The following is a 22,951-nucleotide window of genomic DNA, read 5'->3' on the forward strand; positions in this document are numbered from 1 at the left end:
TATGCTCCAGTTGGATCAGTCTTCCTCGACAAAGACCTGATTGCGACGTCTCGCGATGTTGGGAAGAAAAGCGATGACCAGCACCAGAAGGGCGACGGTCAGAAGCCCTGCGCTAATGGGCCGGGTGACGAAGACGGAGATGTCGCCGTGCGATATCGTCATCGCCCTGCGAAGATGTTCCTCCAGCAGGGGACCGAGGACAAACCCCAGCAGCATGGGAGCCGGCTCGAAATCAAGTTTCGACAACGCGTAGCCAAACACGCCAAAAGCCGCCATCACATAGAGATCGAACGTATTGGAATTCACGCTGTAGACGCCGATGGAGGCAAAGGCGAGGATCGCCGGAAAAAGCACCGTGTAGGGAACTGTCAGAAGTTTGACCCAGAGACCGATCAACGGCAGATTGAGGATGACGAGAAGCAGGTTGCCAATCCACATCGAGGCAATCAGGCCCCAGAACAACGCTGGCTGAGTGGTCGCCACCTGTGGTCCGGGCACGATGCCCTGGATGATCATTGCGCCGATCATGAGGGCCATGACCGGGTTGGCAGGCACGCCGAGCGTCAGCATCGGTATGAACGACGTCTGGGCCCCTGCATTGTTTGCGGCCTCTGGTCCGGCGACGCCCTCGATCGCCCCGCTGCCGAAGCGCTCCGGCGTCTTGGAGATTTTCTTCTCGAGTGCATAGGACGCGAAAGACGCCAGGATTGCCCCGCCGCCTGGTAGAACGCCGAGGGCGGAGCCGAGCAGCGTACCCCGAAACGCGGGCCCCACCATTGCCTTTAGATCCGCGCGCGTTGGCCAGAGGCCCACAACCCGCTTGACGACTGCGGTTCGCTCGATCGTCGTCTCCAGATTTCGCAGGATTTCGGCGATCCCGAAGAGACCGACCGCAACGGCCACGAAATTCAATCCGTCCGCCAATTCCGGCCGACCAAGCGTAAAACGCATCGCCCCCGTATTGATGTCTGTTCCCACAAGTCCGAAGACGAGTCCCATCGATACCATGGCAATCGTCTTCAGCACCGACCCGCGCGCAAGCACGATTGAGGCGGCAAGACCAAGCACCATCAGACCGAAGTATTCGGGTGAGCCGAATTTCAACGCGATCGAGGTCAAGGGCGGTGCGAGGGCGGCCACAACCACGGTCGCGATCGTGCCGGCAAAGAAGGAACTCAGCGCGGCGGCGGCAAGCGCCGGCCCTGCTCTCCCCTGCCGTGCCATCTGGTATCCGTCCAGAGCCGTCACGGCCGACGAGGATTCGCCCGGCAGATTGATGAGGATCGCCGTCGTCGAGCCGCCATACTGTGCGCCGTAGTAGATGCCGGCCAGCATGATCAGGGATGTTTCGGGCGAGAGCGACAGGGTGATCGGCAGGAGCATGGCGATCGTTGCCGTCGGGCCGATCCCCGGGAGAACGCCGACCAGCGTTCCAAGCAGCGTTCCTACGAAGCAGAAGAGAATGTTATAGGGCGTCAGAGCCGCGCTCAGGCCGAGCCCGAGATTTCCGATGAGGTCCATCATGGCCTACGCTCCCAGCCAGGGGCCGATAAGACGGACGGGCAGCCCAAGTCCATAATAGAAGACGCCGAGGCAGAAGACGGTGATGCCGAGAGTGATGGCAAGAACGACCAGCGGCTTCTGCCCTCCCGCCGCCGATGCGGCAGACAGTGTGGTGAGCGCCACCGCCGGAACGAACCCCAGGCCACGGACGGTCAGGCCAAACAGGATCGGCGCCACGATGATCGCGGCCAGCGCTCGCAGGGGTGCGATCTGCGGGCGAAACGTTTCCGTCTGGGTGAGCGCCTTGATGCCAATGGCAACCCCGATCACCGTGATGACGATCGATAGTATCAGGGGGAAATAGCCCGGCCCCATTCTGAGCGCCGATCCGACGTCCATTGTGAATATTGATGAAATGCCGAACCCGATCCCGACAGCCAGCAGCGTGCCGGAAGCGGCGATGTTCTTGATATCCATGGAAAGACCTCCGTTCGGCCGGGGCGCTTGCCCCAGCCGAACCACCACCGTTAATCTGCGAACTGGCCAGCAGCCTTGATGATGGGATCCCACCGCTTGATTTCGGAATCGAGCTTGGTACGAAGCGCTTCCTGGGTCGCCTGCTCTTTCGTCGCGGGCATGGTGGCGATCTGGGCGAAGCGTTCTTTCAAGGTACCGTCGTCCATTGCGGCTTGGAGCGCCGACGTCAACTTGTCCAGGACGTCCTTCGGAGTGCCCTTGGGCGCGTATACGCCATGCCAGACGCCGACTTGGAATTCAGGCAAACCGGCCTCTGTCGTCGTCGGCACGTCGGGCAGCGTGGCAGCCCGCGCTTCACTGGTAATCGCGTAGGCTTTGACCTGCTTTTGCGAAATCGGCCCAACGGTATTCGTTGCCTGATCACAAGTCATATCGATCTGCCCGCCGAGCAAATCCGTCATGATCGGGCCGTTCCCCTTGTAGGGAACGGTCGTCATCTGGGTTCCAATGGTTGACATGAACAATGTACCGCAGAGATGGGACGCAGCGCCAATCCCGGCGTGGGCATAGGTGACCTTGTTACCGTTCTGCTTGATGTACGCGACAAGTTCCTGAAATGTCTCGGCAGGGAACTCCTTGCGCGCGATGACTGTCATCGCAGCGTCACTGACAAGTCCGATCGGCTCGAACGCCTCCATCGGCTTGTAAGGCAGCTGCCGGTAAAGGGCCGGAGCCGTCGCCATGCCGATGTGATGGACGAGGATCGTGTAACCGTCCGGATCCGCGTCCGCGACGCGGCGGGCGCCGATCGTTCCGCCTGCGCCGGCGACGTTCTCTACGACAATCTGCTTGCCGAGCGACTTCGACATGGCGTCTGCGGTCAGTCGAGCGATTGTGTCGGTCGGCCCACCCGCTGCGTAGGGAACGATCATAAATATATTGCGTTCCGGGTAATCGGCAGCAATTGCCGAGGTGACGGACAGCGTAAAGGCCGCTATAATTGATAGTGTCTTCATTTCTTCCTCCATTTGCCGTTGTCTCCAACAACGGCACTCCTCAAATCAACATTCGCTAACAAGCGATTGACGGTCTAATGCCGTTTCGGCTTCAATTGGTGCCGTAAGTGAGGGGATGAAATGGATACTGCCTGGCTTCTGGATCTGCGAGCTCTCGCCGATACCCTCAATTTTTCGAGGGCGGCGGAGATGCGGAATATCACCCAGCCCGCTTTTGGCCGTCGCATCAAGGCTCTTGAAGAGTGGAGCGGGTCCGTCCTAATCGATCGATCGACCCACCGCCTCAGGATTACGCCTGCGGGTGAAATTATGCTGGATGCCGCAAAAGATATTCTTCAGAGAATTGAGAAGGCGAGCCATGACTTAGGCCAGGAACGTTCTGCCACTGCTACCCTGACGTTTGCGGCGACCCACGCTCTGTCCTTCACCTTTTTTCCGGGATGGGTGCAAAGTCTAGGCTCGTCGATAGCCACGGTACCAATCAGGCTTCTTTCGGACAATATGAATGAGTGCGAAAAGATGATGGCGGAAGGAAGGGCACAGTTTCTCCTCTGCCACTTCCACCCAAACAGCGAAATTCGCCTGCATGAAGCCGACTTCAAGCACCTTGAATTGGCTAGCGACGTGCTTGTCCCGGTCGCCCAAAGAGGAGAAGGCGGAGCGCCTATCCATTCGCTTCCGGGCACACCCGAGACCCCGGTGCCTCATGTGTCGTTCGACGAAAAATCGGGGATGGGCCGGATACTGGCCTCCAACCTGAGGCCCGTTGGGAGAGAATTGCATTTGTCTCGCGTATTCACCTCTCACCTGGCAATGGTTTTGAAGGCACTGGCAATTGATGGAAAAGGCGTCGCATGGATACCGCTCAGCCTTGCGAATTCCGAGTTGAAGCCAGAAGGAAAGCTTGCCATCGCCGGCAGCGAAGAGTGGATGGTACCCGTCAAGATCGTTCTAATTCGATCCAGAACCCGCATGACCGAGTTGGCGGAGCAATTCTGGACGACGGTCGCAGTCGCCTCGAAGAGGAAACCAGCTTGAACTTCAGTCTCTCAAAGTCCCACCGTAATAGGAAGAGCTGTAGTGCCGCTGTAGCAGCGACCTTCGGAAGAGAGCAGGGTTCCACCTTACAACGACAATCAACTTGCGGCGGCAGCAACATGATCGGCGCTACCTGAGACTGGCTGGTGAGAAGCCGCATCGTGGGAATCTCGTCGCATAAAGGCCGAGTTAATGAGTTTCGCCGTAGACGGCCCCAGCGCAACTCCCATCCCGCTCAGGGCACATCCTCGGCGGAACTGGAGGTAAACCGTCCTCGGGACGAGACCATCAGTCTCAAGCCCTTTTAGCTGCTGTATGAGCATCTTTTGGTTCACGCCCTCGACACGCTTCTCCAGTTCCGAATAGCGGAGAGGCCTTTGCGCCGAACAGTTGGCAGATGATGACGATCTTCCGTTTCTCTTCCAGCACACGCAGCGCATCCCTGGTCGCCGCCGCCCAGATCGATTGTTGCCTGGGATCATCGCAACGCCAGTCCCGTTCTTGAGTTATACTTACCTTTAGGTCTATTACCCACTTTTAAGTAGGTTCTTGCCATAACAGATAGCTATACCTATTCTTCGCAGCACATCAGCCATCTCATTGGGAATGATCTTATTTGCCAACGAATAACAAGGTATGGTGATGAAGATCGGTATCATCGGCGCCGGAAACATCGGATCAACCCTCGCGCGCAAGCTCTCGGCTGCAGGCCACCACATTAAGCTTGCGAACTCCGAGGGGCCTAAGTCGCTTCGTGACCTCGCCTCAGACGTCGGAGCGACGGCTGTGACGAAGGAAGACGCAGTAATCGGCGTTGACGCCATTATTCTGTCGATCCTCTTCTCGAGATATCATGACCTCGGCGGCTTGTTCGCCAACGTTCCAGAGAATGTTCTGGCTATAGACACGTCCAACCGTTACCCGTTCCGCAACGGGGCGATTTCCAAGGTCGATGCCGGCATGCCGGAGGCGGTCTGGATTAGCGAGCAGATCAAGCGTCCCATCATCAAGGCCTGGAAAGCGGCACTGACCATGACGCTCGCTGAGAAGGGACGTCCTGCCTCTGAGCCCGGGCGGATCGCTCTCCCGGTTGCCGGTGACGATGCTGACAAGAAATCGGTCGCTATGGCGCTGGTTGAAACAACAGGTTTCGACGCGTTCGACGCTGGAAGCCTGGCAGCCTCATGGCGCCAGCAGCCGGGCGCCCTGCCTATTGCACGGACCTACGGTACGAGGAGATGGCAGCCGCGCTGGCGGCAGCCAAGAACCACCGACTTCCGAAGCGCCGCGACCTCGCAGTTGCAGTGATACAGGAACGGCCCGGGGACGCGACCACCAGCCCGGACCTTCCTCGTCGCTTTGAACAGCGCCATTTACATGTAGGTTTGTGGCAAAAACAGCAAACTTGGCGCCCGTCTGGAGATAGGACATTCGCGCGCGGTGAACCAAAGGTAGTAACTGCAACAGGCCTGTCTTCAAAGGATCGACTAAATCTCTCAACTGGAAGAGCACCTGGAGCACTTTATGACTAACAAGCCAATCCGCGTCGGGTTCATTGGCCTCAATCCCGGCCTTCATTGGGCAGCCACCGCCCACATCCCGGCGCTCAAGGCCTTGCCGAACGACTACGCAGTGGTCGGCGTTGCGAACACCAGTCTTGCCAGCGCACGGAAGGCTGCCGATGCTTTCGGACTGCCATATGCGTTTGAGAATGCGCAGGCGTTGGTCAATTCTCCCGAGGTCGACCTCGTCGTCGTCACCGTGAAAGTGCCGTATCATCGCAACCTGGTGACGGCTGCGCTGAACGCCGGGAAGCACGTCTATTGTGAGTGGCCGCTAGGTAACGGTCTCGCCGAGGCGCGTGAGTTGGCGGATCTGGCCGAGGCGAAAGGGCTGGTGGCGGCGGTCGGCACGCAGATGCGCGTCGCACCGGAAATCGAGTATCTGCGCCAACTCATCGCCGACGGCTATGTCGGAGAGGTGCTTTCGACGACCCTGGTGGGCAGTGGCGGTGAATGGGGCGGGGAAACCGATGCCGCGCACGCCTATCTTTACGACCGGAGCAATGGCGCAACGCTTCTCACTATCCCGCTCGGCCACACACTTGCTGGAGTGCGGGAGGTGCTGGGCGGCTTCGGGGACCTGTCCGCACGAATGATCACGCGTCGTAAAACCGCGCATGTGACCGATACCGGCGAGACGATCCCCAACACGTCCCATGACCAGGTCCTTGTCCACGGCGCTCTCGAAAGCGGGGCGGCGTTCTCGATCCATTATCGCGGAGGCATGTCTCGCGGGACCAACCTGCTGTGGGAGATTAACGGCACCGAAGGCGATATCCAGGTGACCGGCGCCACGGGGCACAGCCAGGTTGTGCAGCTGTCGATCAGAGGCGCCAATGGCAAGGCAAGCGCACTCGCACCGCTGACACCGCCTGCTTCGGCCTATGAAGGCTGGCCGGACAGTTCGGTCGCGCGCAATGTCGCCCGGCTCTACGCCCTGGTAGCGCAGGATATCCGCTCGGGCACGCGCCTGGCGCCCAGCTTCCGAGATGCTGTTACGCTGCACGAGACGGTCGATGCGATCGAGCGTTCCGCTGCCCTAAAGGACGCGAAATGACCACGCTCTCGCTGCTGGAACTTGTCCGCGTTACGCAGGACACCCCCGCCGCAATGGCTCTCAACAATGCGAGAGACCTTGCATCCCATGCGGAGGAATGGGGCTACAGCCGTGTATGGGTGGCTGAGCACCATAACATGGAGGGGGTCGCCAGCGCCGCCACGTCGATCGTCGTCGCTCACATTGCCGGCGGCACGAAGTCGATCCGCGTTGGCGCCGGTGGCATCATGCTGCCGAACCACGCTCCATACATCATTGCCGAGCAGTTCGGCACGCTCGAACGGCTTTATCCCGGACGCATCGATCTTGGACTGGGCCGCGCACCGGGTACCGATCAGATTGCCGTGCGGGCGATGCGGCGCTCTCCGGAGGCCTCGGACCGCTTTCCGCAGGATGTGATGGAACTCCAGGCGTTCCTTGCGCCTGCCGGCCCTGACCAGCGCATCATCGCCGTACCGGCGGCCGGCACCAACGTGCCCCTCTGGATATTGGGGTCGAGCACTTTCGGGGCGACGCTGGCGGCCGAACTCGGCCTGCCTTACGCCTTCGCGTCCCATTTTCAGCCCGACACCCTGCTGCCTGCGCTGGAGATCTACCGCAGCCGCTTCAAGCCGTCCGAGCAGCTCGACCGCCCTTGCGCCATGGCCGGCATCAACGTCATCGCTGCCGACACCGACGCGGAAGCGAAGCGGCTCGCGACCACCCAGCAGATGTCCTTCGCCGACATTTTCAGTGGACGTCGCGGATTAAGCAGGCCGCCCATCGACGATATCGAAACCTACTGGTCGCCGCATGAAAAGGCGCAGGCGATGCACATGCTCGCGCGCTCGGTCGTCGGTTCCGCAGATACCGTCCGCACAGGGTTGCAAGCGTTCGCTGCCGAGACTTCGGTCGACGAGGTGATGATCGTCTCCGACGTCTACGACCATCAGGCGCGACTGCGTTCGGTCCAGCTGATCGCCGAGGCGATGAACCCCGAGGACCCGCGACCCTCCCCACCCGAGTAGACGCTGCATCGACCCGGATCCAACGGGTGCCGAGTTTGCGCTCCGCCACGTCAGAGGGTCTGGAAGCCCACAACGAAGTTCCCGCTTTCGTAGATGTAGCGCTCGCAAGCCACGATCGCCTCCCTGCCTGTCTTCATCGTCGGCGCGCGTGAACATGCAGGCCCTAGAATACCGCGATTGTCCACCAGCAAACCAAATTAGCCAAGAGTGAGAAGATTGATATGATGGCAAGCTCCCGATCGCCTTTCGTTTCCACGCGCATCTATGCGGTCGTCCTGGGGCTGATTGCACTCGCCCTTCTGTTCGGGGGGTGGGTGGCTGTCCGCTCTGGGCGGGTCGCCTTATTACGTTCTTGCCGGCATTGCGCTGGCGGCCACAGCCATACTCGTTTGGCAACATGACGCCGCCCGGCCTGACGCCGTGGATCCAATCGCCCGGCTATGTTGGCGGGTCCGATTGGGGCGGCGCGTCGATCGACCTGGATCATGGCGTCATGGTCGTGAACTCGGCGAAGCTTGCCAATTACAGCCAGCTGATCACGCGGAAAGAGGCAGACGCCGATGGGTTGAAGCCATTGGGCGCTGATGCGAAGAGTGAAGAGGTCGGTGGCGCGGCCGTGCAGAAGGGGACGCCCTATGCCGTCAAGCCCGCGCCGTTCATGTCGCCGCTCGGCGTGCCGTGTCAGCAGCCACCCTACGGCTATCTCAGCGCGATTGACCTGGTTACCGGCAAGCTGATCTGGTCTCATACCTTGGGTTCCGCGCGTGACAGCGGTCGGCCGACATCGGCGTGGCCGAGAGGTTGCCGAGCGTGATGGATTGCGCGTCTCTCGCGAGACATGCGGGCTGAGGTCAATTCCAACGCCACAGGTCAAGACGTTGACCACGGCGGTCGAGTTCAGCTTCCGATCGATCCTGATGGCCATGCACGCCCGGTGTATTCATCGATGATGTTGAGCATGCGGAACTTCCTTCCATCATGTGTCCGGCTCTCGACGATCAGTCGTTCGCGACCGCGGTAGTTGTTCCCCAACCGTGCTTCAGAAGGTCGCGCAATGTGTTGCCGGTGTTCTCGTCCGCCGCTCGCTCTCCACCTGCCCATGCGATAGCCAAAGCCCCAAGAAAGATATCGCGCCCCGTGATTGATTGCCGCGCCAGCCCCTCATCTTGTGCCGCACGCACAAACTTGTCGGTTGTTTCAATCACGCCTTGGCAAGTCGCCGTCAGTGCTGAGTCAACGCGACATGCTGCTCGCAGCGGTTCCGGCAGGCCCTCGTAGCCCCGCATCCAATCGCCAAGCGCGTCAATCCAGCGCTCCAGCGCAATACCGGCATGGCCTTCCTCCGCCTCTATAGCCGCGCGCATTCGTTCAAGACCTTCGTGATGGCTTGCCAACAATGAGGCTAGAAGGTCCTCCTTGGTGCGAAAATGACGATAAAGCGTTCCTGGGCCGACACCGGCCTGTTTTGCAAGAGCGTCCATTGACACATCAACGCCATCACGTCGGAAGGCCTGCCGCGCCACTTCAAGAATATGGGCGCGATTAAGCTGAGCATCTTTTCGAGGTCGGCGGAGAGGCCGTGATGACGTCATGGCAATCAAGTCCCTTGCAATACGGAGAGACTCTCCGTATATCTCCAGTTATGTGGAGACTGTCTCCATATAATGTAGGTTCTGGTCAATGAACAGGGTAGGCCTTTCTGGTAAAGGCAGGAAATGGAAATGGTCAGACAGATAATCATCGGTATGCACTTTGGAGACGGCTACGGCTCTCAACTTGGGCATGGCGCCCAAGGTACTATTCTAACTTCGACAGCCAGGTGCGGGACGCGCAGGCAGGAGAGCGAGCCACGTTTTTGTTCGTCCGCGACTTGCCGGGCCCGGAGGGCGAAATAGGCGCCGAAGTTCCAATGATTCAAATTGGCCCTATGCTGACACTGGCTGCGTGGGCCGCGAGACAGTGAGGATAGGATTGTTACCACCGGCCCAAAACACCGCTCTCCGGGAAGCCGCCGCGCGGGCAAGACGTGATCTGGACGAGGTGAAATCCTTCCCCGATGCGCCACATAGTGAGGCCCTTGGAGAACCACGTCATCGACAACAGTATCCAGAATTAAACTAACGGAGTAACGTCATGCATTTAAAAACTAGCAGCGCTGCAATCGCGGCAATAATGATTGGTTGGTTTTCCCTTGGAGCCGAACCGGCAGTCGCGGACGAATGTGCGCCAACTGGCGATCTGCAGTTCCTCTGCGGCATTCAGGTGCCGGAGGACCTGATCAGCTTGCCGGGAGAGCGCTGGATTGTAGCAAGTGGAATGGCCCCTGGAAGTGGGCTGCACCTGATTGATGCGGATAAGAAGGAGTGGAAAAGATGGATTGCGCCTGCCGCGTCTAGCGCCACGGCCCCGTTCGACATGTGCCCATCACAGGCACCGTCCGATGAACTGCAGCTTCATGGTCTCCACGCCCGGGACAACGGTAATGGCCACGTCACGCTCTACGCGGTCAATCATGGGGGCAGTGAACCCCTTGAGAAAATGAATATTGGACGCGAACGTGAGGCCATCGAGGTCTTTGATATCGATATGACAGGGGAAGAGCCCATGCTTTCGTGGCAGGGCTGTGTTCCCATGCCAGATAGGCTTGTCGCTAACAGCGTCGCTTCGGGACCTGACGGAGCCGTCTATGCCACTGTTATGCTTCACCCGGACAACACGATGGAAGATTTGTGGGCAGGCAAGCCGACGGGAGCAATCTACAAGTGGACACCCGAGACCGCCATATTCAAGATTATGCCTGGGACCGAACGGACTGGCAACAATGGTATCGAGGTGTCCTCCGATGGGTCGGCTTTATATGTCACCAGCCAAGAGGGAGTAACAAAGCTCAGCAATACTTCCCCCGCCACGCAACTGGACACTATCAAAATTCCTGGTGGTGTGCCGGACAATATTCATTGGGTCGGCGAAAAGCTGGTTGTTGCTGGTCCCAGAACAGACCTTTGCCCTCCGACTGCCGAGGGTGCTCCTTGCTTGTCTGGATATCATGTCTCTTACCTGGACCCGAACAGCCTGTCCCTGAAACCTCTGGCCAAGGGCGCTGAAAGCCCGAAATACGGAGGAACATCAGTTGGTCTTCCTGTCGGCCAAACCCTGTGGCTCGGTTCTTATTCTTCCGATCGCGTCGCTTACCGCGAATTGCCATGACTTCTTCTCCGCGGACAGATGACGAGCGACATCCCGGTCGTCGAGGTGAAAGCCCAGCCCGTCTGTCATTGTTTGCTCATCGAAGTGCCGAGATCATTATTCGGCGGCAGCGATATTGAGCCAAACCTGAAAACTCTCGCCCTGCCGCGCGCTTGCCTCAACTCTGCATGCGGCAGGCGACGCAGCGAACGCCCTGCAACAGCCGGCGCCGATCTTCTTGATGTCCTGAATGATCAGACCCCAGCCCTGTACGGGGTACTGGATGTCGGTGATGCCGGCGAGTTCGAACTTACTCTTCGGCAGCGCCTGCTGCAGGCATTTCGAGATCGTCTGGTTGTAGGCAATCTGTTCCTGAACGATAAGGACGCCGTTGTTCTTCGGCTTCCATACACCCTTGTCCTGCATGGTCTGAAGGAACATCGGAAGGGTGTAGCCTTAATGGACTTCGGACGGGTCCGTCTGGAAGATATGACGGTACTTTTCCGGGTTCCTGAACAGCGCTTCGGGCATGGCGCGCTGGGTCAGGCCCCACAGGAACGGCGCCTTGTAATTGGCGGAAGCATCCGCCAGCGGAATCGGCGTGAAGGTGAATGCCGTCGACATCGCGTGTACCTTGGCATCGACGAGGCTGTTGATGGCGACGCGACCACTTTCAGGCGACAGGACGTCAAAGTCGACTATGGCGGGCTTGATCTGGCGTCCAAGAACGCCCCCTGCCGCTCCAACGCAAATGTCGTGCCGTTGAGATAATCCTGGTGATCGGCAACACCTGCCATCGCCGTGTGCGAGATCGGTAAACCGAGCAAAATCGGATCCGACTTTTGGCGACGTCGTGATGGAGATGAGGCTGATGGAGGCCTGCCGGATGTTGCGACAAGCAGGGGCTTCAAACCAGCCGGTCAACCTGGGCGAGATTGGATACAGCTGTGGCTTTGTCAGTCAGGCGCACTTCTCATCACGCTTTAGACAGCAGTTCGGAGTGAGCCCGAGCAACTTTGAATAATATTAGCCCTTTTCATCACTCGTCTTTATAAGCCAAACCCTCAAAATTGAGTCGAGACTCCAATTGGTGTTCTCAGCAGGGGATTTCAGCCGCCAATCTGACCCCACAAGGCAAAGCAGAACGCACAATCGATCGGGAAGCTACCCAGCCCAATTTTGCGTCATACCATGAGGTCCCTTGATCCATAAATCGCGGCTAGGCACCAACCGCGACAATAAAGATCAAGCGCTGAACGCGTGCGAAGGAGCAAAGACTAAGTCGCTTGTAAACCTGGCTGCCAACGTTCCATCTCAGTTTCCACCCCGAAGCTGCGTTTCTGGCGTGCCAACCAGTTTCGCACCGTCAATATCTTCCCTTGTAAAGGCGTCGTTCATCGTTTTCCTGGATGCTAGTTCCGCAGCCAGGACGCCGATGAACTCGTCGCCGGCGCCGTGTGTGCTTTCGACCTTAACCTTGACCCCTGCAATGAGGATCTCCTCCCCGTCGTGGTTTGCATAGGCTGCACCGGCACCACCGGCAGTCACCACCACTTCCGGGAAGACAGCCACCAGCTTCCATGGCGCCGAGGGACATCCACCGCATCAGTTCACTCCGCACAGAATTGGCGGAGGATCCAATCTGCGCGGGCTGAATGAAGCGCTCGGCGTCCCGCCAGGCGTCACTGGATGCACCGACCTTGTAATCCATTGCTCCCATTTGAGGACACCTCTAAATCTGACTTTGTCAGCTCGTTCATGAGATGGTAAAGGCAGTCCTAAACGCCTCCAGCGCGGCTTCCGGATTGACCTTGGCAAAGGCCTCGAGCCCAACTGGGCCGCGGTAACCCATCTCATGGAGCGCTCGCGCGATAGCCAAATAGTTTATTTCGCCTGTACCCGGCTCGCAGCGTCCGGGCACGTCGGCCACTTGCACCTCGCCGATCCATGGCAGGCAAGCCCTACAGGTTTCGATCAAATTCCCCTCGCCGATCTGGACATGGTAGAGGTCGAGATTGAGCGCAAGCCGTGGATGATTGACGGACGAAACCAGCGCCAGCGTGTCCTCGGCGCGGCCGAACGGTGTGCCCGGATGGTCGACTGGAAGGTTGAGGTTTTCCAGCGTGAAGACAACGTTCTCCTCCTCCGCCATGTCCGCGATGCGGGCAAGCGTATCGCGCGCCTTCAGCCACATGCGGCCTGTCGTCACCTCGCAAGGCCGGGCCGGCAAGCCGCCCTCGCCCAGCCCCGTTCCGTGCAGATTTAGCCGCGCCACACCGAGCCGCTTGCCGATCTGCGCTGTTTCGCGCGCAGAGCGCAGGAGTTCGTCGGCGCCTTCATCATCGGCAAGCCGTCCCGTGAGATAGCCGTTCATGATCGAGAAGGTGGCCCCCGATCTTTCCAGTGCTCCCAGATCGTGATCCGGCCAGTTCCAAAGGCCCACTTCGAAGCCCATTTCGTTCAGGCGCGCGCAGCGCCACTCTATCGGTCTGTCGCGCCACAGCATTTCGGCGCAGGCGGCAAGGGTGAACGGCTGTTCCATTTTCATTTCCCGAAGATAAGGGCGCCTTGCTCAGCGCATCAGGTGCTGGACATGAGGTGCGGCAACGAAACGCCACTTCCGCAAGGGGCCGGCCATGACGTTGAGATAGTACATTTCGAACCCGTAAGGGGCTCCGCAGGGATGGTGCCCGCGCGGCACGCAAACGACATCGCCGTCGTGTACGGCCATGGTCTCGTTCAGTTGCAGGTCGTCGGTGTAAACCCGCTGGATGCCGAAACCATCGGCCGGGTTCAGCCGGTGATAATAGGTTTCCTCGAGATAGGTTAAGCGCGGGAAATCGTCCTCGTCGTGACGATGGCTCGGATAGCTCGACCAGTGGCCCGCAGGCGCAAATACCTCAGTTACCAGAAGAGAGTCGCAGTAGTCCTCGTTCTCCATGGCAATGTTGTTGATGTAGCGGGTATTGGTGCCCTCACCGCGCTGCGTAAGCGTGATGCCGTCCGGTCCGATCTTGCGCGCCTCGTGCCCGCATTTGCCGGGCGCGGAACAGACCGCGATCACACAATCCGTTTCGGCCATGGCCTCCCAGTCGCAGCCGTTTGGCAGATAGAGGCAATGCGGCGGGCTCTTCTCGAAGACGCTCATGCGTCCGCCGAGCACGTCCCAGTCGTTTCCGGCGCCGCGGACCGCCGCCTTGCCTTCAACCATCACAAGGATGACTTCGCGCTCTCCGGTCGTCTCTGCGGCGCGATCCCCCGCACGAAGGCGATAGAGCGAAAAGCCGACATAGCGCCAGCCGGCCGAAGCGGGCGTGATCTCGTGCACCTTGCCATGGGAGCCGAAGGGGCGATGGAGCAGATTGGGCATGGGATTCCTCCTCGCTCTTGCGTCAGACCAGGCCGACATGGGCAGCGGCGGATTTCAGGGTCCTGAGACCGAGCGACTGGTATTTGAACGGCTTGCGGACCTCCGGATCCTGCTCTGCCTCGATCACGATCCAGCCGTCATAGCCGGCAGCCTTGAGGATGTTCAGGAGTGGCGCAAAATCGATCCCGCCGTCCTCGTCGCCAGGAACGGTAAAGACACCGGCTCGCACGCCGTCCATGAAGGACATGCCGGTCTCCCGAACCTGTCGCATCACTGCCGGCCGCACGTTCTTGGCATGGAAATGGCTGACCCGATCGACATACTTCGCCAGAACCGGCGTCGGATCCTTGCCGTTGCCACCGAAATAGCAATGCCCGGCATCAAAGAGAAGACGCGTTTCCGGTCCGGTCGCCTTCAAGAAGGCATCAATCCCCTCAGGCGTTTCGACCACCGTTCCCATGTGGTGGTGATAGACCAGCCTGATACCCTGGCTGGCGGTGAAGGCGGCGAGGTCCTCGACCTTGGCTCCGAAGGCCTTCATCTCTTCCGGCGTCAGCACCGGGCTTTCCGACAGCGGCACTTGCAACCCCTGGACGCTGTTGGAAGTCTCGCAGGCAATGCACACCTTGCAGCCGTTATGTTTCAGCTTGTCGAGATGCGGCTGGATCGCCTTCTTTTCGTCCTCGACGGATTGCGTCAGCAGGTTCAGCGAAAACCAGCCGGACACGAAAGCGAGGCCATGCGAGCCGAGCAACTGCTTCAGTTCCTCTGGATTGTCTGGCCAGCGATGACCGTTTTCGATTCCGTCGAAACCGATTTCCGCGGCCTCACGCAGAATCTGCTCGGTCGGGATATGCGCGCCCAGCGTCTGATCGTCGTCGTTGGCCCAGGCAATGGGATTGGTGCCGAAGCGAATCATGTGTTGTCCTCAATTCACGAGTCTTTGCCCCGCCGCCCCTTCGAGGTAGCGCGCATAGGCCTGTTTCAATTTGTCCGTCGTTCCCACTTCTGGCACGGCAACATCCCACCAGTTCCCGGCATCGCCGAAACCCGGTCCGTTGGTCGGGTCGCTGTCAACGACAATCACGGTCGGAATGTCGCGCCCGCGGGCGGCGGCGACCTGCGCTTCGAGATCCGCGATATTCTTCGCCTTCACCGCGTGCGCTCCCATGGAGGCGGCATGCGCGACGAAATCGATCTCGGGCTGCTGCTCGACATTGCAATCCCTGTAGAGATTGTTGAACGCTTCGCCGCCCGTGCCTTGCTGCAGGCGGTTAATGCAGCCGTAACCGCGATTGTCGGTCAAAACGACAGTGAACGGCACCTTGCGCATCACCGCCGTCGCCAGTTCGGAATTGGCCATCATGTAGGAACCGTCGCCAACGAAGCAGATCACCTCGCGGTCCGGCCGCGCGAGCTTCAGGCCCATGGCGCCGGCAATCTCGTAGCCCATGCAGGAATAGCCGTATTCCATGTGGTAGCCGCCCTGGCTCGGCTGCCAGAGCAGTTTGAGCGCGCCGGGCATGGTACCGGCAGCGCACATGGCGATCGCATTTTCTCCGGTCGCGCGCTGCACGGCACCGATGACCTGCGCATCTGTCGGCAGATCCTCGCCCGAAGGAGCCGCGCAATGGCGATCCACGGCAGCAAGCCATTCGGAACGCAATGTCACGTCCGGCGCCGGCGCTCTATGTTGGCCGAGATGTTCGCTGAGTGCCCCGAGCGCGACCTTTGCGTCGGCGACGAGCCCCAACGCTCCATGCTTGTCCGCGTCGTAGGCCTGCACGTTGATCGACACCAACCGCCGGTCTTTTGCCTGAAACAGCGACCACGAACCGGTGGTGAAATCCTGGAAACGTGTTCCGATGCCGATGACGAGATCAGCCTTGCGGGCCAGCGCATTGGCGGCGGCCGAACCGTCGACGCCGGCCGCACCGAAGTTCATTGGATGGTTTTGCGCCAGCGCCGACTTGCCGGCCTGCGTCTCGATCACCGGAATGGCATGCCTCGTGGCAAACTCCGCGAGGTCCTTTTCCGCGCCGCTATAGATGACGCCGCCGCCAGCTACGATCACCGGATTCTTTGCCGCCCTGATCAGAGCCGCCACATCCTCCACGTCCCGTGCGTCGGGAACAGGCCGGCGAATGCGCCAGATCTTTGACTCGAAGAACTCTTCCGGCCAGTCGTGCGCCTCGGCCTGAACGTCCTGGCAAAACGAAAGCGTCACCGGTCCACAATTCGCCGGGTCGGTCATGACGCGCAAGGCCCGCGGCAGTGCCGTCAGCAATTGCTCGGGCCGGGTAATGCGGTCGAAATAACGGCTCACCGGACGGAAGCAGTCATTGGCGGAAACGGTACCGTCGTCGAAATCCTCGATCTGCTGCAGAACTGGGTCCGGCCGCCGGTTGGCAAAAACGTCGCCGGGAATGAAGAGAACCGGAAGACGGTTTACATGGGCCAGCGCCGCCGCCGTCACCATATTGGTTGCGCCCGGCCCGATCGAGGACGTCACCGCCTGCACCTGCCGGCGCTTCTTCGCCTTGGCATAGGCGATGGCTGCATGCGCCATGGTCTGCTCGTTCTGGCCGCGCCAGGTCGGCAGCCCGTTGCCGGCCTTCTGCAGTGCCTCGCCGAGACCTGCGACATTGCCATGGCCGAATATCGCCCACACACCGTCGACGAAACGTTCCCGTTCTTCCGTCATCTGCGCGGCAAGCCATTTCACCATGGCCTGCGCCGTCGTCAGTCTTACCGTGTTCATGCTGCCTCCCGTGCCTTCACCCGCGCCGCGTCCCAGATGCCGCATAGCCGGGCATAACGCGTCGCCATTTCGTCCACCGCCGCAGCATCGGCGAGTTCGCCGGCAAACCAGCGACGCGCCACATCGCCGAAGATCGTCCGCCCGACGGCAAACCCCTTGACGAGATCAAAGCCCGCCGCGATCTCGAAGCTCGCCGCCAGTTCCTCCTCCGGCGCATCCAGTCCGAGCACGACGATACCTCGCGTGTGCCGGTCGTGTTCCTCGATGGCCGCGATCGCATTGGCCCAGCCTTTGCGCGAGGTCATCGGCTCCAGCTTCCACCAGTCGGGATAGATTCCCGCCGCATAGAACTGATGGATCAGCGTTGCGACGGTCGTTTCGTCGGTAGTGCCGACCTTGGAAGGAATGATCTCCAGCAGGAACTCCAGCCGGTTGCGCCGCGCGGCCTCGAACAATCGCTTCACGGTCGCTTCCTGAGCCGCCCGCGTTTGCTTGTCGTCGTCCGGGTGGCAAAAGCAGAGTACCTTCACCACGTCCTCGCCCGCCCATTCGCCGAGCGTTCCGCAATCGAGCCCAAGTTCAGGCTCCAGGGCTAGCGGTCGCGAACCGGGCCATTCCGCCGGTCGCCCGATCCAGAGACCCGTGCCGGACGCCCGATGCAGCGCGGACCGGCCGATGCGATTGTCGCAGAGGATGCCGTAGCCGCCGCGGCCCGCCTGGACGCGAAGCGCCGCATTGAGGCAAAGCTGCTTGAACGCCGCGCCCTTGGGCAGTGTGAACCCGTCCATCTGTTCCAGCTGCATCCGATGGTCGAAGGCGAAAACCCGCATGGTCGACCAGTCGCCGTTGACCCGCGTATGACGCGTTGTGGACCAGTGAAGCTGTTCGAGTTCGGCATCGTTGCGCAGATCCGGGCGAACCACGCCGCGCTTCAGGAAGAACTGCAGTTCCTCGAAGCTTGGATAGGCCGGCGTACAGCCATGCCGGCTGACCGCGAAGGCACCACAGGCATTGGCGTATTTGAGAGAGGTCGGCCAGTCCTCTCCCGTCATCCAGCCGCGCAGCAGACCGGAAAAGAAACCGTCTCCTGCCCCCAGCACGTTGAACACCTCGATCGGGAAGCCCTGCCCCGTCTGGCCCTTGTCGAGGCTGTCGGGGATGGCATCCTGGAAGGCCACCGCGCCCAGCGGGCCGCGCTTGCAGACCAGCGTCGCTTTGCTCACCGCCCGCACCGCGCCGAGCGCGGCAAGCGTGTCGGTCGATCCGCCGGCGATGTGGAATTCTTCTTCCGTCCCGACGATCAGGTCGAAATAGTGGAGCGAAGCCTGAAGCCGTGCTGTCACCTTCGCGCTCTCGACGAAGCGGCTTTCGCCGTCGCCATGCCCGGCAACTCCCCAGAGATTGGGCCGATAGTCGATGTCGAGCGCCGTGCGCAGCCCGTGCTTGCGTGCCAGTTCCAGCGCCTTGACGACGGCGGCCTCCGTGCGCGGATGGCTGAGATGGGTGCCGGTGACGACGACGGCACGCGCCGAAGAGATGAAGGCCTCGTCGATGTCGTCTTCGCAAAGCGCCATGTCGGCGCAGTTCTCACGATAGAATATCAGCGGGAATTGCGTGTCGTCGCGAATACCGAGGATAACGAGCGCGGTCAGCCGTTCCGGGTCGATCTTCACCCCTTCCGTCGAGACGCCTTCCCGGGCAAGCTGTTCGAGGATGAAGCGCCCCATATGCTCGTCACCGACCCGGCTGATCAGCGCCGTCTTCAAGCCGAGCCGGGCACTGCCGCAGGCAATATTGGTGGGCGAACCGCCGATATATTTCTCGAAGGAGCCCATATCCTCCAGGCGCCCGCCGATCTGGGCGCCGTAGAGATCGACGCCGGCGCGGCCGATGGTGATGACATCGAGTACCTTGGTCACTTTATTACCTCCCGAGCCGGATCGCTGTACCGTTCGAGGCAGCCATCGCGTGAATAATCCTCTCGATCTCCAGTCCATGGGCGAAATCGGGACCCGCGTTCGGACCGCCGGCAATCGCCGTCAGGAGATCGCGTGCCTCGATGACTTTCTGCTCATTGAAACCGAAATTGTGGCCCGGCGCCGGGCAGAAGACTGAGAAATCCGGTTGCGCAGGGCCTGTCAGGTGGCGGACGAATCCGTCATCTCCCGCGCGATACACCCAGAGTTCGTTCATGTTCTCCTGATCGAACACGATCGTTCCGTCCGTACCGTGCAGCTCCCACTGCAGTCTGCACTTGCGCCCACGCGCCACCCGCGAGGTGGCGAACGAGCCCTGCGCGCCGGAGGTAAAGCGCAAAAGCGCGAGCGCACTGTCCTCGTTCTCCACCCGCTTCGCCCCATCGGGCGAAGGGCGCGAGGGAACGGCGATCTGGGTCTGGGCGACGACTTCCGCCACCGGCCCCATCAGCGCCAGCATATGGCTCACAAGGTGGCAGCCGAGGTCACCGAGCGCCCCCAGACCGCCGCCCTCGCGAGTCATCCGCCAGGACCACGGGAGGAGTGGATCAGCGGAATAGTCCTCGTCATAGACCCCGCGAAAGGCGACCGGCTTGCCGATCGCTCTGTCGCGAACCATGTTCCGTGCAGCCTGGAATGCCGGACTTCTCAGGTAGTTGTAGCCAAGCATGGTCACCTGCCCCGAATGGGCGGCGGCCGTTTCGGCCATAGCCTCGGCGTCTTCGAGCGTCAGAGCCATCGGCTTCTCCAACCAGACGTGCTTGCCGGCTTTCAGCGCCGCTTCAGCCATCGGCCGGTGCATCCCGTTTGGCGCGGTGATCGAAACCACATCGACCTTCGGGTCGGAAACCGCCTCCTCCCAGCGGGCGGTCGACCGTGCAAATCCGAACTGCCGGGAGAACCGCCCCGCACCGTCCTCGGTGACGTCCGAAAGAATCTCGAGCCTGGGATGCGCGCCGCCGAAAACGGCGGCGACATTGCGCCAAGCCATGGCATGGCACTTGCCCATGAAGCCCGTGCCGATCAGGGCGATTCCAAGTTCTGTCTGCGGCATTGAAGACGACATTTTCATCCCCGGTTTAAGCATGGCGGGGCGGCGTATCGACCGCCCCTGCAACCCTCAGATCGTCCCGCCTAGCGAGCCTTCCAGCTCGGCGAGTTCCTGGCCGCCGGCCATCAGATCCTGCAATTGAGCGGCATTGATTTCGCCCTTCCTTGCAGTCCCCAGCGTCTGGCCCCGGTTGAGCACGGTGAAGCGGTCGCCGACCGCCATGGCATGACGGACGTTGTGCGAAATGAAGACGACACCAATGCCTTGGGCACGCACTCGGTTGATGGTGGCGAGCACATTGGAGGTCTGCCGGACGCCGAGCGCGGAGGTCGGCTCGTCGAGGATCAGCACCTTGGCGCCAAAATAGACGGCGCGGGCGATCGCCACCGTCTGCCGCTCGCCGCCGGACAGCGTGCCGACCGCCTGATCCGGAGCCCGCAGGTTGATGCCCATCTTGCGCATCTCCGCCATGGTGATCTCATTGGCCTTGTCGATGTCGAAGCGTTTGAACGGCCCCCACCCCTTGGTCGGCTCGCGCCCCATGAAGAAGTTGCGCGTGACCGACATCAGCGGGATCATCGCGAGATCTTGGAACACCGTGGCAATGCCGGCTTCCATCGCATCGCGCGGGCTCTCGAATGACAGGGGCCGGCCCTCGAAGGTGATCGAACCTTCCGTCGGCTTGTGCACGCCCGACATGGTCTTGATGAAGGTCGACTTGCCGGCGCCGTTGTCGCCGAGAAGGCAGTGGCATTCGCCCGCTCTGACGTCGAAGGTTACCCCGTTCAGCGCAATGACATTGCCATAGTGCTTCTTGATATTTTCCATGTGGATGATCGGTGCGGTCATGTCAGCGCTCTCCGGTCACACGTCGGCGGATGACGTTGTTGAAGATCACGGCGAGCAGCAGCATTGCGCCAAGGAAGATCTGAAACCAGTCCTGGTCGAATTTCGTATAGGTAAGACCGATCGTCACCATGCCGAAGATAATCGCACCGAAGAAGGCGCCGATTGCCGAGCCGTAGCCCCCGGTCAGCAGGCAGCCGCCGATGACCGCCGTGATGATCGCCTCGAATTCCTTCATGAAGCCGCGACGGGCATCGGTCGAACCGGCGTCGATGACCGTGATGATGGCAACGAGGGCGGCAGCGACGGCTGTGAGCATGAAGAGCGCGATCTTGACGTTTCGGACAGGAACGCCGGAATTCTGCGCAGCAAGAGAATCGCCGCCCGTGGCGAAGATCCAGTTGCCAACCGGAGTTCGCAACAGGACGTAGGTGGCGATCACGGCGAAGAGGACAAACCAGATGATTTCCACCGGAATGCCAGGCACCTTGGGCACGCCGGACTTGAAGCTCTCCACAAGACCGGCCTCGGCGAGCCATCTGAACACAAACCCGAAGGCGTCGCCGGAAAAGATCGGCGTGAGAAAATCTTCGCCGATGGCTTCCCTGATTCCGCGAAGCTGCGTAGCCCCGCCGGTCAGGACCTTGAGACCAACCAGCGTCGCGCCGCGCAGTATGAACAATCCAGCCAACGTCACGATAAACGACGGCAGACCTGTTCGGATGACGATCAGGCCATTGGCTGCGCCAAGCATGGCGGCAAACGTCATGGTGAGCGGGATGGCAAGAATGAGCGGCATACCGACATTGACGGTAAAAGCACCAAAGAGCATGCCGGAGAACGCTACCATCGACCCGATGGAGAGATCGAACTCTCCACCAATCATTAGCATGGCGGCGGCGATGCCAAGAATGCCGAGCTGGGCCGCCGGGGTCATGAAATTCATTATGCCGGACAGGGTGAACATTGTCCGATCCGCAGTGGCGAGAAAGAAAAGTGTGACGAGGACCACGCCCCCGATTGCCCCCAATTCCGGTCGTTTCATGAGTTTGGTGGCAAAGGACTCGGATTTGATCCGCTCATCCGTTTGCGTCAGCGTTTCAATCGACATGGTTTTCCTCCTCTTGGCGATGGCCGGGCGGCCCTACCCACATGCCTCCCGGCCACTTTTTCTTAGCGGATGCCCTGAGCGGACAAATCAATCACCTTGGCGGCGCTCTCCTTGGTCACGAGGTTCGGTCCAGAGGGTACGTCGCCACCCGGAACGAGGCCGTACTGGGCTTTCAAGGCGAGGAATGCGACAGGCAGATAGCCTTGGAGGAACTGCTGCTGGTCGATTGCGAAAGCGGCCTTGCCGTCGGCGACGTCCTTCAGAAAACCAGCAGACAGGTCGAAGCTAGCGACCAGGACGTTGTCGCGGCCCAGCGCCTGAACGGCCTTAACCGCGGGCTCGCCAACCAGGGAAGCACCGAGGCCCAGCACAGTATCGACGGCTGGATCGGATTCGAGCGCCGCGCGAACTTTGGATTCGACTTCCGCTGGATCATTCTGCGTGGGGATGACGGCAACAGGCTTGCCAAAGCCTTCGGTAAAGCCCTTGCAACGAAGGTCGAGCGCGACATTGCCGACTTCCTGGTTGACGCAGATGCCCTTGGTGCCACCCATTTCAGCGAGCTTGGCGCCGGCGGCCTTGCCGGCGTCGAACTCCGACTGGCCGACATGCAGAAGCGCGCCCAGCTTGTGCGCGACGTCGGAACCGGAATTCATCGAGATGACCGGAATGCCCGCATCGACCGCACGTTTGATCGCCGGACCAAGCGCGTCGCCGTCCGGAATGGAGACGACGAGGCCGTCCGGCTCCTGGTTTACGGCGGCGTCGATCATCTGGCCCATCTGGACCATGTCGAAGGTTTCCGGCGAACGGAACTCGACATTTGCACCGGTGTCCTTGGCCGCCTTCTCGACGCCGTTCTTGACCACCGACCAGAACGGATCGTTCGCCTGGCCATGCGCCACGACGATAATGTCAATTGCGAACGCCGGCGCGGCCATGGCCATGATGCCGGCAACCGTGACGGATGCGAATAGTTTCTTCATGCTA

Annotated in this window: 22 protein-coding genes and 3 pseudogenes; 7 read left to right on the forward strand and 18 right to left on the reverse strand. The window is 60.6% G+C overall.

Annotated features, from left to right (window positions below):
- Positions 1–15 precede the first annotated feature (15 nt).
- From EDE09_RS18055 to EDE09_RS18065, 3 genes are read right to left on the reverse strand one after another with little or no spacing between them, the layout of a single operon-like run.
- On the reverse strand, positions 16–1,521 hold the full coding sequence (locus EDE09_RS18055; protein ID WP_132412245.1) for a tripartite tricarboxylate transporter permease: 1,506 nt from the start codon (positions 1,519–1,521) through the stop codon (positions 16–18).
- 6 nt (positions 1,522–1,527) lie between these two features.
- The gene (locus EDE09_RS18060; protein WP_132412129.1) at positions 1,528–1,980 is read right to left on the reverse strand and encodes a tripartite tricarboxylate transporter TctB family protein; all 453 of its coding nucleotides are present in this window, start codon (positions 1,978–1,980) and stop codon (positions 1,528–1,530) included.
- 50 nt (positions 1,981–2,030) lie between these two features.
- Positions 2,031–2,996 carry a tripartite tricarboxylate transporter substrate-binding protein gene (locus EDE09_RS18065; protein WP_132412131.1) on the reverse strand — a complete coding sequence of 322 codons (966 nt, stop codon included), beginning with the start codon at positions 2,994–2,996 and terminating at the stop codon, positions 2,031–2,033.
- A 120-nt stretch (positions 2,997–3,116) separates the two neighbouring features.
- Here EDE09_RS18065 and EDE09_RS18070 point away from each other — a divergent pair, with 120 nt between their 5' ends.
- A complete protein-coding gene (locus tag EDE09_RS18070) occupies positions 3,117–4,034 on the forward strand; it encodes a LysR substrate-binding domain-containing protein (protein WP_132412133.1) in 918 nt (305 codons plus the stop codon).
- A gap of 98 nt (positions 4,035–4,132) precedes the next feature.
- Here EDE09_RS18070 and EDE09_RS18075 read toward each other — a convergent pair.
- Positions 4,133–4,544, reverse strand: a pseudogene (locus tag EDE09_RS18075) (helix-turn-helix domain-containing protein).
- 132 nt (positions 4,545–4,676) lie between these two features.
- Here EDE09_RS18075 and EDE09_RS18080 point away from each other — a divergent pair.
- From EDE09_RS18080 to EDE09_RS18095, 4 genes and pseudogenes are all read left to right on the forward strand, one after another.
- Positions 4,677–5,287 (forward strand): annotated as a pseudogene (locus tag EDE09_RS18080) (NAD(P)-binding domain-containing protein); the annotation flags it as partial.
- Between the two features lie 271 nt (positions 5,288–5,558).
- A complete protein-coding gene (locus EDE09_RS18085) occupies positions 5,559–6,653 on the forward strand; it encodes a Gfo/Idh/MocA family oxidoreductase (protein ID WP_132412135.1) in 1,095 nt (364 codons plus the stop codon).
- Positions 6,650–7,660, forward strand: a complete 1,011-nt coding sequence (locus EDE09_RS18090; RefSeq protein WP_132412137.1) for an LLM class flavin-dependent oxidoreductase — start codon at positions 6,650–6,652, stop codon at positions 7,658–7,660. The genes EDE09_RS18085 and EDE09_RS18090 overlap by 4 nt, the downstream gene beginning before the upstream one ends.
- A gap of 397 nt (positions 7,661–8,057) precedes the next feature.
- Positions 8,058–8,474, forward strand: a complete 417-nt coding sequence (locus EDE09_RS18095; RefSeq protein ID WP_132412139.1) for a PQQ-binding-like beta-propeller repeat protein — start codon at positions 8,058–8,060, stop codon at positions 8,472–8,474.
- Positions 8,475–8,528: 54 nt separating this feature from the next.
- Here EDE09_RS18095 and EDE09_RS18100 read toward each other — a convergent pair.
- Positions 8,529–8,656 (reverse strand): annotated as a pseudogene (locus tag EDE09_RS18100) (IS3 family transposase); the annotation flags it as partial.
- 2 nt (positions 8,657–8,658) lie between these two features.
- The gene (locus EDE09_RS18105; RefSeq protein WP_132412141.1) at positions 8,659–9,252 is read right to left on the reverse strand and encodes a TetR/AcrR family transcriptional regulator; all 594 of its coding nucleotides are present in this window, start codon (positions 9,250–9,252) and stop codon (positions 8,659–8,661) included.
- Positions 9,253–9,793: 541 nt separating this feature from the next.
- Between EDE09_RS18105 and EDE09_RS18110 the strand changes: the two genes are divergently transcribed.
- Positions 9,794–10,867 (forward strand): hypothetical protein, encoded by a 1,074-nt coding sequence (locus tag EDE09_RS18110; protein ID WP_132412143.1) that lies wholly within the window; start codon positions 9,794–9,796, stop codon positions 10,865–10,867.
- A gap of 96 nt (positions 10,868–10,963) precedes the next feature.
- Here EDE09_RS18110 and EDE09_RS28465 read toward each other — a convergent pair whose 3' ends face one another.
- Positions 10,964–11,287 (reverse strand): hypothetical protein, encoded by a 324-nt coding sequence (locus EDE09_RS28465; protein ID WP_207914864.1) that lies wholly within the window; start codon positions 11,285–11,287, stop codon positions 10,964–10,966.
- Between the two features lie 15 nt (positions 11,288–11,302).
- Positions 11,303–11,770: a hypothetical protein gene (locus EDE09_RS28470; RefSeq protein ID WP_207914865.1), complete on the reverse strand. Its 468-nt coding sequence runs from the start codon at positions 11,768–11,770 to the stop codon at positions 11,303–11,305.
- On the opposite strand from EDE09_RS28470, the gene EDE09_RS18120 reads away from it, so the two are divergent.
- Entirely contained in the window at positions 11,733–11,870 is a 138-nt protein-coding gene (locus tag EDE09_RS18120) for an AraC family transcriptional regulator (RefSeq protein ID WP_245505193.1), read from the forward strand. The two genes, EDE09_RS28470 and EDE09_RS18120, sit on opposite strands and share 38 nt — an antisense overlap.
- 290 nt (positions 11,871–12,160) lie before the next feature.
- On the opposite strand, the gene EDE09_RS18125 is transcribed toward EDE09_RS18120, so the two are convergent.
- The 10 genes from EDE09_RS18125 to EDE09_RS18170 form a co-directional block, all read right to left on the reverse strand.
- A complete protein-coding gene (locus EDE09_RS18125; RefSeq protein ID WP_348631325.1) occupies positions 12,161–12,418 on the reverse strand; it encodes a PfkB family carbohydrate kinase in 258 nt (85 codons plus the stop codon).
- 184 nt (positions 12,419–12,602) lie between these two features.
- Entirely contained in the window at positions 12,603–13,388 is a 786-nt protein-coding gene (locus EDE09_RS18130) for a TIM barrel protein (RefSeq protein ID WP_132412147.1), read from the reverse strand.
- Between the two features lie 30 nt (positions 13,389–13,418).
- Entirely contained in the window at positions 13,419–14,216 is a 798-nt protein-coding gene (iolB, locus tag EDE09_RS18135; RefSeq protein ID WP_132412149.1) for a 5-deoxy-glucuronate isomerase, read from the reverse strand.
- Between the two features lie 22 nt (positions 14,217–14,238).
- Positions 14,239–15,135: a myo-inosose-2 dehydratase gene (iolE, locus tag EDE09_RS18140; protein WP_132412151.1), complete on the reverse strand. Its 897-nt coding sequence runs from the start codon at positions 15,133–15,135 to the stop codon at positions 14,239–14,241.
- A gap of 9 nt (positions 15,136–15,144) precedes the next feature.
- Positions 15,145–16,977: a 3D-(3,5/4)-trihydroxycyclohexane-1,2-dione acylhydrolase (decyclizing) gene (iolD, locus tag EDE09_RS18145; protein ID WP_132412153.1), complete on the reverse strand. Its 1,833-nt coding sequence runs from the start codon at positions 16,975–16,977 to the stop codon at positions 15,145–15,147.
- On the reverse strand, positions 16,974–18,896 hold the full coding sequence (iolC, locus tag EDE09_RS18150) for a 5-dehydro-2-deoxygluconokinase (protein ID WP_132412155.1): 1,923 nt from the start codon (positions 18,894–18,896) through the stop codon (positions 16,974–16,976). The genes iolD and iolC overlap by 4 nt, the downstream gene beginning before the upstream one ends.
- A gap of 4 nt (positions 18,897–18,900) precedes the next feature.
- Positions 18,901–20,019 (reverse strand): Gfo/Idh/MocA family oxidoreductase, encoded by a 1,119-nt coding sequence (locus EDE09_RS18155; RefSeq protein ID WP_132412157.1) that lies wholly within the window; start codon positions 20,017–20,019, stop codon positions 18,901–18,903.
- A gap of 54 nt (positions 20,020–20,073) precedes the next feature.
- Positions 20,074–20,853, reverse strand: a complete 780-nt coding sequence (locus tag EDE09_RS18160; RefSeq protein WP_132412159.1) for an ATP-binding cassette domain-containing protein — start codon at positions 20,851–20,853, stop codon at positions 20,074–20,076.
- Position 20,854: 1 nt separating this feature from the next.
- The gene (locus EDE09_RS18165; protein ID WP_132412161.1) at positions 20,855–21,961 is read right to left on the reverse strand and encodes an ABC transporter permease; all 1,107 of its coding nucleotides are present in this window, start codon (positions 21,959–21,961) and stop codon (positions 20,855–20,857) included.
- A 62-nt stretch (positions 21,962–22,023) separates the two neighbouring features.
- Positions 22,024–22,947, reverse strand: a complete 924-nt coding sequence (locus EDE09_RS18170) for a sugar ABC transporter substrate-binding protein (protein WP_132412163.1) — start codon at positions 22,945–22,947, stop codon at positions 22,024–22,026.
- Positions 22,948–22,951 lie beyond the last annotated feature (4 nt).

Origin of the sequence: Neorhizobium sp. S3-V5DH (genome assembly GCF_004343065.1) — a bacterium.
Taxonomy (GTDB): Bacteria; Pseudomonadota; Alphaproteobacteria; order Rhizobiales; family Rhizobiaceae; genus Neorhizobium; species Neorhizobium huautlense.

What these genes read in the sequence shown, in the direction of transcription:
- EDE09_RS18085 (WP_132412135.1), top strand. Translation starts at nt 5,559, where the DNA reads ATGACTAACAAGCCAATCCGCGTCGGGTTCATTGGCCTCAATCCCGGC.
- EDE09_RS18170 (WP_132412163.1), bottom strand. Translation starts at nt 22,947, where the DNA reads ATGAAGAAACTATTCGCATCCGTCACGGTTGCCGGCATCATGGCCATG.
- EDE09_RS18110 (WP_132412143.1), top strand. Translation starts at nt 9,794, where the DNA reads ATGCATTTAAAAACTAGCAGCGCTGCAATCGCGGCAATAATGATTGGT.
- EDE09_RS18105 (WP_132412141.1), bottom strand. Translation starts at nt 9,252, where the DNA reads ATGACGTCATCACGGCCTCTCCGCCGACCTCGAAAAGATGCTCAGCTT.
- EDE09_RS18095 (WP_132412139.1), top strand. Translation starts at nt 8,058, where the DNA reads ATGACGCCGCCCGGCCTGACGCCGTGGATCCAATCGCCCGGCTATGTT.
- iolE (WP_132412151.1), bottom strand. Translation starts at nt 15,135, where the DNA reads ATGATTCGCTTCGGCACCAATCCCATTGCCTGGGCCAACGACGACGAT.
- EDE09_RS18130 (WP_132412147.1), bottom strand. Translation starts at nt 13,388, where the DNA reads ATGGAACAGCCGTTCACCCTTGCCGCCTGCGCCGAAATGCTGTGGCGC.
- EDE09_RS18090 (WP_132412137.1), top strand. Translation starts at nt 6,650, where the DNA reads ATGACCACGCTCTCGCTGCTGGAACTTGTCCGCGTTACGCAGGACACC.
- EDE09_RS18065 (WP_132412131.1), bottom strand. Translation starts at nt 2,996, where the DNA reads ATGAAGACACTATCAATTATAGCGGCCTTTACGCTGTCCGTCACCTCG.
- EDE09_RS18120 (WP_245505193.1), top strand. Translation starts at nt 11,733, where the DNA reads ATGTTGCGACAAGCAGGGGCTTCAAACCAGCCGGTCAACCTGGGCGAG.
- EDE09_RS18155 (WP_132412157.1), bottom strand. Translation starts at nt 20,019, where the DNA reads ATGTCGTCTTCAATGCCGCAGACAGAACTTGGAATCGCCCTGATCGGC.
- iolB (WP_132412149.1), bottom strand. Translation starts at nt 14,216, where the DNA reads ATGCCCAATCTGCTCCATCGCCCCTTCGGCTCCCATGGCAAGGTGCAC.
- EDE09_RS28465 (WP_207914864.1), bottom strand. Translation starts at nt 11,287, where the DNA reads ATGTTCCTTCAGACCATGCAGGACAAGGGTGTATGGAAGCCGAAGAAC.
- EDE09_RS18060 (WP_132412129.1), bottom strand. Translation starts at nt 1,980, where the DNA reads ATGGATATCAAGAACATCGCCGCTTCCGGCACGCTGCTGGCTGTCGGG.
- iolD (WP_132412153.1), bottom strand. Translation starts at nt 16,977, where the DNA reads ATGAACACGGTAAGACTGACGACGGCGCAGGCCATGGTGAAATGGCTT.
- EDE09_RS18165 (WP_132412161.1), bottom strand. Translation starts at nt 21,961, where the DNA reads ATGTCGATTGAAACGCTGACGCAAACGGATGAGCGGATCAAATCCGAG.
- EDE09_RS18055 (WP_132412245.1), bottom strand. Translation starts at nt 1,521, where the DNA reads ATGGACCTCATCGGAAATCTCGGGCTCGGCCTGAGCGCGGCTCTGACG.
- EDE09_RS18070 (WP_132412133.1), top strand. Translation starts at nt 3,117, where the DNA reads ATGGATACTGCCTGGCTTCTGGATCTGCGAGCTCTCGCCGATACCCTC.
- EDE09_RS18160 (WP_132412159.1), bottom strand. Translation starts at nt 20,853, where the DNA reads ATGACCGCACCGATCATCCACATGGAAAATATCAAGAAGCACTATGGC.